General features: G+C 61.3%; 13 protein-coding genes. 7 read left to right on the forward strand and 6 right to left on the reverse strand.

The annotated features are described in order from the left end of the window. Positions 1-53 precede the first annotated feature (53 nt). The 4 genes from trpE to NW857_RS05260 all read left to right on the forward strand — a co-directional run bounded on the left by trpE (position 54) and on the right by NW857_RS05260 (position 4,114). Positions 54-1,550: an anthranilate synthase component I gene (gene trpE, locus NW857_RS05245; protein WP_414333546.1), complete on the forward strand. Its 1,497-nt coding sequence runs from the start codon at positions 54-56 to the stop codon at positions 1,548-1,550. Between the two features lie 6 nt (positions 1,551-1,556). Next, the gene (locus tag NW857_RS05250) at positions 1,557-2,354 is read left to right on the forward strand and encodes a phytanoyl-CoA dioxygenase family protein (protein ID WP_414333527.1); all 798 of its coding nucleotides are present in this window, start codon (positions 1,557-1,559) and stop codon (positions 2,352-2,354) included. A 134-nt stretch (positions 2,355-2,488) separates the two neighbouring features. Beyond that, the gene (chlG, locus tag NW857_RS05255) at positions 2,489-3,502 is read left to right on the forward strand and encodes a chlorophyll synthase ChlG (RefSeq protein WP_414333525.1); all 1,014 of its coding nucleotides are present in this window, start codon (positions 2,489-2,491) and stop codon (positions 3,500-3,502) included. 156 nt (positions 3,503-3,658) lie between these two features. Continuing rightward, complete coding sequence (locus NW857_RS05260; protein ID WP_414333524.1) at positions 3,659-4,114, forward strand: hypothetical protein; 456 nt, start codon at positions 3,659-3,661, stop codon at positions 4,112-4,114. Between the two features lie 20 nt (positions 4,115-4,134). Here the strand turns inward: NW857_RS05260 and NW857_RS05265 are convergent, their stop codons facing one another. Beyond that, positions 4,135-5,505: an MFS transporter gene (locus tag NW857_RS05265; protein WP_414368182.1), complete on the reverse strand. Its 1,371-nt coding sequence runs from the start codon at positions 5,503-5,505 to the stop codon at positions 4,135-4,137. Positions 5,506-5,798: 293 nt separating this feature from the next. On the opposite strand from NW857_RS05265, the gene NW857_RS05270 reads away from it, so the two are divergent. Then, on the forward strand, positions 5,799-6,626 hold the full coding sequence (locus NW857_RS05270; RefSeq protein ID WP_414333520.1) for a hypothetical protein: 828 nt from the start codon (positions 5,799-5,801) through the stop codon (positions 6,624-6,626). 6 nt (positions 6,627-6,632) lie between these two features. Here the strand turns inward: NW857_RS05270 and chlP are convergent, their stop codons facing one another. From chlP to NW857_RS05295, 5 genes are all read right to left on the reverse strand, one after another. After that, positions 6,633-7,853: a geranylgeranyl reductase gene (gene chlP, locus NW857_RS05275; RefSeq protein ID WP_414333518.1), complete on the reverse strand. Its 1,221-nt coding sequence runs from the start codon at positions 7,851-7,853 to the stop codon at positions 6,633-6,635. Positions 7,854-8,013: 160 nt separating this feature from the next. Next, the gene (locus NW857_RS05280) at positions 8,014-9,111 is read right to left on the reverse strand and encodes an extracellular solute-binding protein (RefSeq protein WP_414337211.1); all 1,098 of its coding nucleotides are present in this window, start codon (positions 9,109-9,111) and stop codon (positions 8,014-8,016) included. After that, positions 9,092-9,541: a resolvase gene (locus NW857_RS05285; RefSeq protein WP_414333515.1), complete on the reverse strand. Its 450-nt coding sequence runs from the start codon at positions 9,539-9,541 to the stop codon at positions 9,092-9,094. Before NW857_RS05285 ends, NW857_RS05280 begins: the two co-directional genes overlap by 20 nt. Continuing rightward, positions 9,538-10,908 (reverse strand): DUF3084 domain-containing protein, encoded by a 1,371-nt coding sequence (locus NW857_RS05290; RefSeq protein WP_414347296.1) that lies wholly within the window; start codon positions 10,906-10,908, stop codon positions 9,538-9,540. Before NW857_RS05290 ends, NW857_RS05285 begins: the two co-directional genes overlap by 4 nt. A gap of 103 nt (positions 10,909-11,011) precedes the next feature. After that, complete coding sequence (locus NW857_RS05295) at positions 11,012-11,992, reverse strand: alpha-ketoacid dehydrogenase subunit beta (RefSeq protein ID WP_414333511.1); 981 nt, start codon at positions 11,990-11,992, stop codon at positions 11,012-11,014. A 221-nt stretch (positions 11,993-12,213) separates the two neighbouring features. Here NW857_RS05295 and NW857_RS05300 point away from each other — a divergent pair, with 221 nt between their 5' ends. Next, positions 12,214-12,588: a DUF1257 domain-containing protein gene (locus NW857_RS05300; protein WP_414333509.1), complete on the forward strand. Its 375-nt coding sequence runs from the start codon at positions 12,214-12,216 to the stop codon at positions 12,586-12,588. An 8-nt stretch (positions 12,589-12,596) separates the two neighbouring features. After that, the gene (locus tag NW857_RS05305; protein ID WP_414368185.1) at positions 12,597-13,694 is read left to right on the forward strand and encodes a pentapeptide repeat-containing protein; all 1,098 of its coding nucleotides are present in this window, start codon (positions 12,597-12,599) and stop codon (positions 13,692-13,694) included. Positions 13,695-13,877: the final 183 nt, after the last annotated feature.

A 13,877-nucleotide genomic window follows, 5' to 3' on the forward strand; every position in this document is an offset into this window, starting at 1 on the left:
TGGTTGCCCGCCTTAGGGTAAAGTCGAGAGGCAAACCGCAGGAAGTGCAGGCCATGATCTTCCCTTCCCTGAAGGAGTTTCTCGCCCTCAGCCAACAGGGCAATTTCATCCCGGTGTACCAGGAATGGGTGGCGGACTTGGAAACGCCTGTCTCTGCCTGGTACCGGGTCTGTGCCGGGCGACCCTACAACTTTTTGTTGGAATCGGTGGAGGGAGGGGAGCAGGTGGCCCGCTACAGCTTCCTCGGCTGCGATCCCCTGTGGGTGCTAGAGGTGCGCGGGGATCAAGCCTTGCAAATCCACCGCGACGGGCATCGAGAGCAGCACCATGGGGATCCCTTTGCCATTTTGGCCCGCTGCCTGCAGCCCTATGAGCCGGTGCACCTGCCGGAGTTGCCCAGCAGCATTGGCGGGCTGTTCGGCTACTGGGGCTATGAGCTGATTCGCTGGATTGAGCCCAAGGTGCCCATCCATCCCCCGCAGCCAGGGGATCCGCCCGACGCCATCCTAATGCAGGTGGACAGCATCCTGATCTTCGACCAGGTGAAGCGCAAGATCTGGGTGGTGGCCTTTGCCGACACGCGCCAGCAGCCGGCGGAGCAGGCCTACGCCCAAGCTTGCCAGCGGGTGGAAACGCTGCTGCAACAGCTCAGCGCTCCCCTGTCGCTATCCCACCTCAGCCTCGACTGGAAGCCCCACCTGCCCGATGCCATTCCCCCCAGCACCCTCAGCCGCGCCGCCTACTGCCAGGCGGTGGAGCAGGCCAAAGCCTACATCCGCGCCGGCGAGATCTTTCAGGTGGTGCTCTCGCAGCGCTTGACCAGCCGCTTTGACGGGGATCCCTTTCGCCTCTACCGCTCCCTGCGGCTGATTAACCCCTCCCCCTACATGGCATTTTTGCAGTTTGGGGATCTGTGCCTGATTGGCTCCAGCCCAGAGGTGATGGTCAAGCTCAGCCGGGTGGGGGAAGAGCGCATCGCCACCGTGCGTCCCATCGCCGGCACCCGCCCCCGCGGCACTACCCCCGCCGAAGACCGCCAGTTGGAGCAAGAGCTCTTGGCGGATCCCAAGGAGCGGGCGGAGCACGTCATGCTGGTGGACTTGGCCCGCAACGACCTGGGAAGGGTCTGCCGCCTGGGATCCGTGCAGGTGGACGACCTGATGCAGATTGAGCGCTACAGCCACGTGATGCACATCGTCAGCAACGTGGTAGGGCAGTTGGATCCCCGCTACAGCGCCTGGGATCTGCTGCGGGCCACCTTTCCTGCCGGCACCGTTACCGGCGCCCCCAAAATTCGCGCCATGCAGATTATCCACGAGCTGGAAGGGTGCCGCCGCGGCCCCTACGCCGGTGCCTACGGCTACTATGACTTCTCCGGCCAACTGAACACCGCCATCACCATCCGCACCCTGCTGGTTCAACGGGGCCAGGTGAGCGTCCAAGCCGGGGCGGGCATCGTGGCCGACTCGGATCCAGAGCGGGAATATCAAGAATGTTTGAACAAGGCGCGGGGCATGCTGATGGCAGTGGCCAGTCTGCAAAAGGGGTAAAGGTTCGTGTTAGCCCAGGTGCGCTTTAGCCATACAGGACAGCAGCCGGATCCGGAGACCGTAGAGCAGGCGTTTCACCTGTTTTCCACCGAGGGCTACCTGGTGCTGCCGGAGATCTTCCCCACGGCGCTCATCGACAAGCTGCACAGCAGCTTTCTGGCCACCTACAGCCGCTACTGCACCCACGAGAACCACACCGACGCCCTGTTGGTGGGCAATCGACGAGTGATGGTGACGGTGCGCCTGGAGGGGCCCTTCAACGATCCCCTGCTCTATGCCCACCCCTTAGTCCTGCCTATTTTGCAGCGAATCTTGGGATCAAGCCTGATCCTGAGCGGTCTGGGGGTGGTAGTTTCTCTGCCGGGATCCGCCGACCAACAGGTTCACCGGGATCTCTCCCACCTCTTCGGCGACGCAATTCTGGATGCCATCATCCCCTGCTATGCCCTCAATCTTCTCATTCCGCTGGTGGATGTCAACGAAGAGAACGGCATAACCCGTCTCTGGCCCGGCAGCCATGCCGTTTTCGAGGCCCACTACACCGAGCTGGCCCGGCAGATGCCCTTTGTCGATCCGCCGCTGGCCAAGGGATCCTGCCTGCTGTTCGATTACCGCTTGATCCACCTAGGCCGGGCCAATCGTTCTACCGCTCCCCGGCCCCTCCTTTACAACACCTACAGCCGACCTTGGTTCCGGGATCCCGTCAACTACACCCGGCAGCCCCCCTTGGTGATCCCGGCAGCCGAGAAAGAGCGGATCCCGGCCCAGCACCAATCCCTATTCGTGGCAGCGCAGATTGTCTAGAGGAAAGTTTTGAGGAACGGGGGAAGATGCCTCAGAATGGGGGTGGGTATCCCCGTTGTTGAAGTTTGATTGCGCACCCCACTATGAGCGAAAGCACCTCTCAAGAGCCATCTTTGGCGCCAGCGGCAGACGCAATGGCCCCTGCTGCCGATCCCAGCGCAGAAACCGCGCCGGCTCCTGAAACCGACCAAGGATCCGCCAGCCGGCGTGTCCGTCAACTTTTGGGCATGAAAGGGGCAGAGGTGGAGTCTCGCTCCGTTTGGCAAGTCCACCTGCAACTGATGAAGCCCGTCACCTGGATCCCACTGGTGTGGGGCCTGATTCCGGGGGCGGCCTCTTCTGGCCACTTTACCTGGACTTGGGAGAACGTGGCCCTCATCCTGGTGGGCATGATCCTGGCCGGCCCCCTGATGACCGGCTACACCCAGACCCTGAACGAGTACTACGACCGCGACATCGACGCCATCAACGAGCCTTACCGCCCCATCCCTTCCGGGGCCATCTCCCTGCAGCGGGTGGTTATCCAGATCTGGGTGCTGCTGATCTTGGGGCTGGGGTTGGCCTATGCCCTGGACTGGTACACCGGCCACGACTTCCCGGTGATCACCTGCATTGCCCTGGCGGGAGCCCTAATTGCCTACATCTACTCGGCGCCGCCCCTGAAACTAAAGCGCAATGGCTGGCTGGGCAACTACGCCCTGGGCGCCAGCTACATTGCTTTGCCCTGGTGGACAGGCCACGCCCTGTTTGGCCAGCTCAACTGGACAGTCTGCATCCTAACTCTAATCTACAGCTTGGCCGGCTTGGGGATTGCCGTGGTCAACGATTTCAAAAGCATCGAGGGAGATAGACAATTTGGACTCGCCTCTTTGCCGGTGATGTTTGGCGCTGTGGGGGCGGCCTGGATCGCGGCGCTGATGATTGATCTATTTCAGTTCGGCATGGCCTCGTTTTTGCTGGGAGCCGGCCTAAAACTCTATGCGGCGATTTTGGTGCTGCTCATTATCCCCCAGATCACCTTCCAAGACATGTACCTGCTGCGGGATCCCCTCAACAACGACGTGAAATACCAGGCCAGCGCTCAGCCTTTTCTGGTGTTGGGGATGTTGGTGGTGGGTCTGGCGCTGGGGCGTTCCGGGCTGTGGTAGTCGAGCCGAAGGCCAAGTGCCCATCCTGGCAAGCGAGGTGACGGCTTCCGCCCTGGGTTATCCTCCCTACCTGGGCCAAGATCAAGTTAGGGATCCCTCCAAGGTAGCCGATGGATCCCAAAGAGTGGAATGGCCCTGGGCCAAAGGAGATGTCCGATGAAACTGTTTTTTCCCCGCCCACTGGGGCTAAGCCTGGCTTTGCTCTTGGGGGCTGTCGCTCCTGTACAAGCTCAGCGGATCGTCATTGATGGCCGCGGGATCGTTGTCGAACCCAGCACCGGTGGCTCGGTTATCCTCAACCCCGACCAGCCGCTCTTGGCTCCGTTCCCGCCCGGGGGAGTTCCTTTTTCCATCGATGCCGAGGGCCAAGTGGTCTCTGCCCCTGGCTACCGCTGCAGCGCCGCCACTGCTGCCGACAACTCCCCCATCATCTGCCGCTCCCAGTTCAATTCCAACGACGTGGTGGTCTACGAGCGGGATGGCCGCTCCAACACCTTCTTCGTCAATACCGACAACACCGGGATCCGGCCCAGCGGCAGCGGCCTGCGGATTCTGCCCAACTCCGAGCCGGTGCAGCCTTCCGGCAGCGGCCTGCGCATCATCCTCAACTAAAGAGGGGAAGCGGCTCTTGTCTAGGCGGATCCCGCCCGTCTTGCTTCTAGTTCCTGCAGGATCTGCCGGTGGCGCTGCCGGGTGATGGGGTAGAGCCACACCAGCAGGATGCCGCCGATTAAAACCACCGCCGGCAAGGGGCCAATGGCAAGGCGGATGGCCAACAGGGCCGATTCCGGCTGGGTGGGCGGCGGCCCCCCGGCCACCGAAGGGATAAAGCCAGACCACTCCAGAACTTGCCCTAGGAAAAACAGCCCCAGTCCTAGGCCTACCTTTTGCAGGAACACCATCAAGGCGTAGAAGATCCCTTCCCGCCGCTCCCCAGTTTGCAGCTCATCCAGGTCGATGACATCCGGCAACATCGACCAGGGGCCGAGATAGGCCGTGGCCGAAACCCCCACCCCCGCCAACAGCGCCAGGGCAATCATGAGCCGCTCCTGGCCGGGCTGTAGGAAAAACAGGCCGGCTTGGGAGATCAGCCAAAACCCCGCCCCAATCAGGTACATGGCGCGCTTGCCCAGGTGGGCGCTCAGTCGCGTCCAGGCAAACAGGGTCAGCACCGCAACGCTCTGAACCGCCAACACCACTAGCGAGATCCACACCTCCGGCAACTGCATCCAGAAAACGATGAAATAGGGAATGATCGTGGCCGTAAACTGAAACGCCAGCCAAGAACACAGGTAGATGCCGCTGACAAATAGATAGGGGCGGTTGCTGAAGGCCACCCGCAGTTGCTGCAGTAGGGGCAGCGGATCCCGCCAGGATTGATACCGTTCTCGCACCCCCCAAAAGCAGAGCAGCAGGGGCAGAGCCGAGATCCCCCCAAAACAAGCTCCCGCCAGCAGATGGCCGGCAGCCCGATCCGGCAGCAGGTTAACCAAAAGCGGAAAGCTGACTACCGCAACCATGCTGCCTCCCACCGAGAAGACAAAGCGGAACTGGTTGAGCTGGGTGCGCTCGTCGTAGTCTTGGGTCAGCTCCGCCGTCAGAGAGGCATAGGGAATGTTGGCGGCAGAGTAGAAGGTGTTAAACAGCAGCGACACCGCCAGGTAATAGGCAAACAAAAGCCCAGTTCGACCGGGAAAAGGGATCCACCACTGCGCCGCAAAGGTCAGGGCAAAGGGAAGAGCCGAAAACAGCAGCCAGGGGCGGCGACGACCCCAACGGCTGCGGGTGCGGTCGCTGAGGATGCCGATGAGGGGATCGTTGAGGGCATCCCAAAAGCGGGTGATGGCGTAGATGCTGCCGGCCAGGCCCGCCGCCATGCCGACGGTATTGGTGAGAAAGGGCAGCAGGAAAAAGATGAGGATATTGGCCGTTATGCCCGTGCCCAGATCCCCCACCCCATAGGCCAGCTTCGTCCACAGGCTGAGTCGTTGTCCGGTCATCATGCCCCCCCAGGATCCCAGTGTACGGAGTAGGTGGCGATCTTTGGGGATCCCTGCAAAGAATGGCCTCTCCCGACCCGCTGAGGGGGTGCTTTGAGGTAAAAATGGATATTTCGGATACCTGCGGAGATGACCATTGGCTGCTGGTGCAAAAGGTCGGGGCGGAGAGGGTGTCCAGTGCAAAAGGTGCGTCTCTTGGTTGGGCGGTAGCTCTGAGGCTAGGCTATTTCCATCTCAGGGAAGCAAATCGATGCCTTGCCCCAGAATTCACAAGCTGTGCGTGGAGGAAGGTTGAGGTGAACCGGAGACTGACCTGCTATTTCCCTGTGTTGCTATTGACCCTATCTCTGGGGGGATCCCCTGTCTGGGCGGGAGAGTACTTCACCGAGGAAGTGACCAGTCCCAGCCTGGAGATCATCCACGGCTGGCGACAGGAGGTGTACGGCATTGGCGTCACCATCACCAACACCAGCCTGGGATCCTTCCGCGTGCCCCTGGAGATCGATATGGAGGATCGGGCTAGCTGTGAGCGGGCCGACTTGGTGCTGACGAACAATCGCATTATGCCGATGGGATCCTTTCAAGACTGCATTCTCAACATCTTTCCCTACCTGGATAAGTTCATCAACCAAGAGGTCGCCAGCATTCGAGTCACCCTCAAAGGGCCGGCCCCCCTGCTGGAAATTCCGGTAGAGGAGTCGGATCGGCTGATTTTGGCCCAGGTAGCCAACCAATCGCGGGAAGCCTTTGTTTTTTTCCAGCAAGAGTTGGCCCGCGTTTTGGAGCTCCTCAAGCAGAACGAGACGGCCCCACCGATGGCCAGCCCAACGCCGACCGCCGCCACATCTGCGCCCAACCCGGGAGATTTCGTGATCGTGGGATCCATTCGAGAAGAACGGGTAGGGGCCGGCAGCCGCCTGAGCGTGGAGGCGATCAACCGCAGCACCCGCACCGTTCTCAACGCCCGCGCTCGTTTCACCTTCTATCAGGGAGAAGCAGTCATCGATACGCGGGTGGCTGCGTTTGAGCCCAGCGATGTGCCCGCCGGACAACGGGCCTCTGCCAGTGTGCTGAAAACGGAAGCCAATTGGGATCGCGTTACCGTCACCTTCCAGTGGCAGTAGGGATCCTCAGGGAGCTAAAGCGTTGCCGCGGATCAGGCTGCCCAGGGTTTTGACCGTGATCTTGAACTGCACCCAAGGGTTCATGGGCACCACCGTCTTGTAGAGGTAGCTGTCAAAGGTTAGCCGCTGCACATCCCGGTCGGCGCACATCTCCACAAAGGCTTCGCGAGTGGCGTTGGAACGGTAGAACACCCGTTGTAGAATATCCAAAACCTTGTAGGTCAGGCCGTATTGGCGATCCCAGCGCTTGAGATACAGCTTGAGCTCCTCCTCGCTGGGGACGCGCTTCCCGCCGTTGGAGGTCTCGACGATGGTCTCGGCACACATGCGGCCCGACTTGGCGGCAAAATAGATCCCTTCGCCGCTGGATTTGGTTACATAGCCTGCCGCATCTCCCACCAAAGCCGCACGGCCCACCACGCGGCGCGGACGCGGATGCTCCGGGATCGGATGGGCCTCTACCTTAATCACCTGCCCCCCCCGAATCCGCTCGGCAGCGCGGGCACGGATCCCAGCTTGCAACTTTTGGATGTTGGCCTGGTTGGCCTTCATGGTGCCGGTGCCTACGGCTACATGGTTGGACTTGGGGAAGACCCAGGCATAGAAGTCTGGAGAAACATCGTCCCCCACGTACATCTCTGCCCGCTCTTCGTAGTAGGCCATTTTGTCGTCCGGGAGCCGAATCCGCTCCTGAAAGGCCAGGGCATAGTTGTAGTCGCCAGCACCAATGGCTTCCGCCACCTTGGAGTGGAACCCATCCGCCCCGATCACCACATCCACCGCCAAAGAACGCGGTCTCCCTTGCCTCGAGCCGTCGGAGAAATCGTTGTAGTGGAGGATGTAGGGATCCCGGTTATTTTGGGGAATTTCCAGATGCATCACTTTGCCGTTGATCAGCTCCGCCCCTTTTTGATGGGCACGGTTGCGCAAGAAGGCATCCAAGATCTCGCGGCGGCACATGCCGATGTATTCGTTTTCGTTGTCGAGGACGATATCCACCTCATAGTTGGAAGGGGAGATCATCTTCATCTTGCGCACTTTGCGGTCAATGATCTCCTCAGGGAGGTTGAATTCGGAGACCATACAGAGGGGAATGGCCCCCCCGCAGGGCTTGGCGTTGTCCAGCTTCCGCTCCAACAAAAAGGTTTCAATTCCGGCTTGGGCCAAAACTTCGGCGGCAGAGGCTCCGGCTGGGCCACCTCCCACAACAGCAACTCTCAGGCTCAAGGCGCTCTCCTCGATGCAAATGCGACTGGCTCATCAGACAGCAGGCATCCTACCACAGCTCCTCAGCAGCGTTGCAAACCTTGACAAAGTATTGCGGGCCGGCACAAGACTTCTCAACTGTCCACCCGATAGATGCCAAAGCCTGCCACGGGCCGTGGCTCTACAGAAGGCCCCGTCGCATTTGATCCCAGAGATTGAGATAGGACTCGGCCTCGGCTGAGCTCAAGGGGCGCCAGATCTCTGCGCGTTGCCAAGTGGAGATTTGAAAGTCGGCTCGGCATTGCAGGCGGGGGGCCAGTTGCGCCAAATCCAGCGGCACAACCGAAGCGATCCCGCTCAGATTCACCAGGCGAGGGGCAAACTCAGGATTCAAGACAAAGTCAATCCAGTTGGCCAGCAGGGATCCAGCATCTGTCTGGGTTGATTCTGGGTCGGCAGGGTTTTTGAGGTGAGGTCGCACCCAGACATCCCACCAGATGGCGGAGCCAGACGCCGGGATCACCACTTCCAGCTCCGGGTAGTTGGCTTGGGTGGCATAGAGATCCTGCGACCAGCCCACGGCCACCCAGCTATCGGCCAGGCGCAAGATGGGCAGGTAGTCGGCGGAAGTATAGGCCAAAACCTGGCGGTGCAGGGATCCCAGCTCTTGCCGGAGTTCGACATCCTCAGGGTCGAGGGGATCGTTGTAGGAGCGGCCCATCTTTTTGAGGACAAGCCCGATCACCTCCCGCGGGTGATCCGGCAGGGTGATCTTGCCGGTCAGCTCAGGCCGCCACAGATCTTCCCAGTCCCGAATCGGCTTGCCCACCCGATCGCGGCGGTAGGCGATGGCCGTTACCCCCCAGCGCCAAGGCACACCCCAGATCTGTCCTTCCCGGCGCGCAGCGGCTTGCCAGCGGGGATCCAAATTGGACCATCGTTCCCCCAAAAGCTCAGGCGGCAAGGGATCCAGCCATCCGGCAGCCACGGCCCGATCCAAAGCGTCGGCCCCCAACAGGCTTAGAGCTGCCACCGGCCGCCGAACCCGCCAGGCCGAACCAGGCGGCTGGACGCTCTGCCGCAGATAGGCCAGCAGTTGGGCCCGCTCATCCACCAGTTGCAGCCGAAAGCGGGCCTGAGTGCGGCGGCGAAACTCGTTCACCAGGCTGGCGGGGATCCCTTGCTTGAGCGCCACAATCAGAGGCAGGTGCCCACCACACCCTGTCACCATCAGCCCCAGCAGGATCCCCTGCAGCAGCTCACGTCGGCTCAGTCTCACGACAATAGCGCTCCACCAGAATCAGAGCCACCAGATCATCGTACGCCTTGGCCGGCATCCGCATCCCCTTGGGCAACAGTCGCTCCCATCCTCGCGGCGGGTAAAAATCCCAGTAGCGCCGCCGGGCCTCTTCCGAGCTGTGGCGCTCGTCCACCAGGACGATCTGCGGCGGGGGGATGAGTGATTCCAGCTGGTGTTTCCAGGCCTGGGCCGTCGTCTGGTTGCCCAGGATCACCCGCTCCGCTCCAAACTGCTGCCAGAGGCTCTGCAACCTGGCCGGCGCCTCCCCTGCCAAGACCACTTCCCGATGCAAGACCTGCCACACCGGCCGGACTTGCACAACGGCAAGGCCACATTTGTCCCGCCCCGGGTCAAAACCGATCAGCACCCGCCCCTCTTCCAGCCTTACCGGACGGAGTGAGTCCATCATCCCTCAGGGGGCCCCGCTTGTGAAACTCCAGAAGAGCTGGGCTGGTCGGCCATCAGAAAACTCACCCGCAACGGCCCCGCCGTGTAAATGTCTGTGTCGGCAACCAGCTTTACATCCATAGGGGTGGTGCTTTGACGGAGGCGCTGCACCACTTCCAAAAACTTCACCTGCGAGAATTCCCCAACGGTGCCGGTGATGGGATCGGAGAGGAGCCCCTCCTCTTGCGAGCGCTGATTGGCCTGGTTCAGCAGTCGCAGCAGTTGCTGCTGGATTTGATTTTCGCTCAAACCCGGCTGGATCACCCCCTGGGCCAGCACGGATCCCTTGGCGAAAATCCGCTGGTTGGGGTAGATCTGTACCAGCACAGGCACAGGCTCGCCCTTGAGCCGATTGGAGAGCGAGAGAATGCGCACCGCCCAGCTACCGGGTTCTTGTAGCTTTTCCAAGGCTTGATCGGCATCCTCGCGGCGGATCAAGATCGCGTTTTCCAGAGGGGGCATGGGCTGGGATCCGAGGGCGAGGGCCCGTCGCTCGGCCTGAGCCAACAGTCGCTCAAACTGTTGCCGGATCACCTCCGGTTTGGCCCCTTCCGGCGACTCGACAACCCCCGTCGCCAAGACTTCTCCGGCCAGGATGGCCAACTCTCCCCGCCGCAACCGCACCGCCAACTGGTTGAGCTGCTCGATCTCCTGCTCAAGCTGTTTTTTTTGGCTCTCCAGTTGGGCCAGAGCTGCCTGGGCCGTATCCAACGAGCGCTCTAACTGATCCCGATCCAGTTGCAGGGCTTGTTTTTGCGACTGCAGCGTGGCAATGACCTGCCGGGCCGACTCCACCTCTGCCTTCACCGCCTCCAACTCGGCCTGGGCTCGAGCCAGGCTGGGCTGCACCTGGGCCAGTTGCTCATTGGCTGCCGCCAGCTTGGCCTCTGCCTCTTGCCGCTCCTGCAGCGCCAAGGTCAGTTGATCCCGGACTTCGCTCAGGCGGGTCTGGGCTGCCGATTGCTGGCTGCGAAACTGGTCGAGATCCAGCTTGAGGCGGTCTCGCTCAACCCTGAGAGCGGCATTTTCGGCTTCCAGCAGGGCCTTTTGGTGGTTGAGGGCCCGCAGCTCCTGCTCCGCCTGGGCAATTTGGTTGGTGTAGCTGAACAGGGCCTCCGACAGGGAGCGGTTGAGGAGCAGCAGTGTGCCCAAGGTCAGCGCCGAGATGCTCACCCCGGTAATCACGGCTACCAAAACGGCCGTGTGGCGGGGGCGCAGGTTAAACCAGGTGAGGCGCTTTTTGCCAATCCGATAGCCGACCCGATCCCCAACCACGGCAATCAGGCCACTGACAAACAACATGTAGAGGATCAGCAGTACGCCTTGCATAGCCTGGGATCCCTGCCATGGAAATCTTAGCAAGGTTGCCCTGAGAACTTTGCAGGTGATTGCGGAGCTGGGAGTAGGATTTCGACGTCTGATGCCAGGGGCTCTAATCAGCGTAGAGGAGCCGCTCCACCGCCGCCACAATATCTGCCGGCTGCACGATCGTGGCTGCCTCCAGCGTGCCGTTGTAGGGGGTGGGAATGTCCTGGGAGGCCAACCGCACCACCGGCGCGTCCAGCTCGTCAAACAATTCTTCCATGATGCGGGCGGTCAGCTCCGCCCCAATGCCGCCTGTTTTCATGTCTTCTTCAACGATGACCACCCGGTGGGTTTTGCGCACCGAAGCAGCAATGGTCTCCATATCCAGAGGTTTGAGGGAAATCAAATCGATCACCTCGGGATCGATCTCCTGTAACACCAAAGTATCCACAGCCTTGAGCACGTGGTGGCGCATGCGCGAGTAGGTGAGCAGGGTAACGTCCGACCCGGATCGGACAATTTCGGCTTTATCCAGAGGCAAAAGATACTCTTCCTCCGGCAGATCTTCTTTTAAGTTGTACAGGAGCACATGCTCGAAAAAGAGAACGGGGTTGTCGTCGCGGATGGCCGACTTGAGCAAACCCTTGGCATTGTAAGGGGTTGAACAGGCCACGATCTTGAGGCCGGGCACCGCTTGAAAGTAAGCCTCCAGCCGCTGCGAGTGCTCGGCTCCCAACTGGCGGCCCACCCCGCCCGGCCCGCGGATGACCAGTGGGATCTTAAAGTTGCCGCCGGAAGTGTAGCGCAGCATGCCGGCGTTGTTGGCGATTTGGTTGAAGGCCAGGAGCAAAAAACCCATGTTCATCCCTTCCACCACCGGGCGCAAGCCGGTCATGGCTGCCCCGATGGCCAGGCCGGTGAAGCTGTTCTCGCAAATGGGGGTATCCAGCAGGCGCATCTCCCCATACTTGCGATACAGGTCTTTGGTGACTTTGTAGGAGCCGCCGTAATGGCCGACATCCTCTCCCAGCACGAATACATTGGAATCGCGGGCCATTTCTTCGTCGAGGGCGGCACGCAAGGCGTTGTAAAGAAAGGTCTCAGCCATAGGGGTCAAGTGAAGGGCTAAACTCCCATTAAACCATTTTGCCGGCAGGGATCCGCCCACAGATAGGCTCATTGCAAACCCGATTGAGACACTTCCGCGACTCCTTTGTCCAGGGGAGGAGTTAGGGATCCACGTGATGCTTTTTCACATTTTTTCCACAACCGCAAGGGCACTTTATAGTGGAGGATCCCGTCTCCATCCCGCAAAGGATTGTAACCGCCATGTCTCACTTCACCACTCTGCAAGTGCAAATCAAGGACGCCGAGCTCTTGGAAGAGACCCTAAAGGAACTGGGCTACGCCGTGCAGCGGGATGCCAGCTTGCGCGGCTACCTGTGGAATCGCACCCGCGCCGACTTGGTGATCCGTCAGCAAAATGGCTTCGACATCGGCTTTCGCCGCAACGGGGATCACTACGAGCTGGTGACCGATCTGTGGGGAGCAGGTATCGATCCCCAGACCTTCTTGGAGCCGATTTTGCAGCGCTACGCCCACAAAAGCTTGCTGCGCTCGGCCCGGGAACAGGGCTATGCCATTGAGGCCGAAGAAGTGTTGGAGGATGGCACCATCCGCGTCGTGGTGGGACGTTGGGTATAGCCGGGCCCATGATCGGCAACTCCCAGCTCTCCGGTGGCACCCGGCCACGACTTTGGGATCTGGTGTTGGGGGGTCAAACGGCGACCGCCCCGGCCCAGGCTTTGGTGTTGGGAGGCATCGAGGGGGCGCGGCGGCGCCTTGCCCACAGCGACGAAGCGGTGCGCCTGGCTACGTTGCCCCAGTTGCTGGAGTACGGATCGGCGGGCCTGGCCGAGCTGATTGCGGCCCTGGCCGGCAACAGCTCTTGGGCGGTGCGCCTGGCGGCTTGGCGCTTGTTGTCGCAGCTAGGGCAGCCGGAGGCGGAGCGGGCCTGTCGCGCCTACAGCCCCTTTCGCCCGGTGGGGGGAGCGCAAGGGGTGATCGTGGCCTATCGGCGCGGCGAGCGGGACTTCACCTACGCCGACTTGGAGGGAGTGGATCTGCAAGAGGCGCGGCTGGGGGGTGCTAACTTCCACGAAGCCAATTTGAGAAAGGCCAACCTGCGCTTTTGCAACTTCAACGGCGCCCAACTGCAGCAAGCGGATCTGCGCCAGGCCAATTTGCAAGGGGCCAAGCTGAGCGGAGCCGACTTACAGGGGGCCGATCTGGAGGGAGCCGACTTGAGAGGGGCCAAAGTCAGCGGCACCAGCCTGCGGGGATCCCGGCTTTCCCAAGAGACCCACCTGGAGGAGCGGCTGCGCCACATTTGGCAGTTGCAGAACTGGGGAGGAGAGGGGCAGGATCTCTGTGGCCAAGACCTGAGCAAGGCCGACTTGAGGGGGCTGGTGCTGCGCCAGATCCGGCTGCGGGGGGCCGACCTCAGCCGCGTGGATCTGCGCGGATCCAACCTAGAGGGAGCAGACTTGCGGGGGGCCAACCTGCAGCGGGCGGATCTGCGGGGGGCCAACTTGCAAAATGCCGACCTGGAAGGAGCCGATCTCAGCGGCGCCGAGCTGCGCCAGGCCCAGTTCCAGGGGGCCAACCTACGCCGGGCCGATGTCAGCCGCGCCAACCTCGCCCAGGCCAACCTGGAAGGCGCCCAGATCGAGGGCCTCAAGCACAGCGGATCCCGGATTGCCGGCCTGATCTTCCCCGACGGCACCCCCCTCAAGCCCTGGTGGTGGTAACAAGATACCTGCCGCTTGAGCAAGACTAACCCAACGCCGGATGATGCCAACTTTTGCTCAACGCTTCCTCGCTGCTGGGTAATCTCCATGGCCTTATTCAACAATAGGTTTGTCACATCGATCCCTAACTCCCCTCTCCCTCAGGGAGAGGGGTTGGGGGTGAGGGGTGTCCCTCAGGGAGAG

Source organism: Synechococcus sp. H55.9, assembly GCF_047462355.1.
Lineage (GTDB): Bacteria > Cyanobacteriota > Cyanobacteriia > Thermostichales > Thermostichaceae > Thermostichus.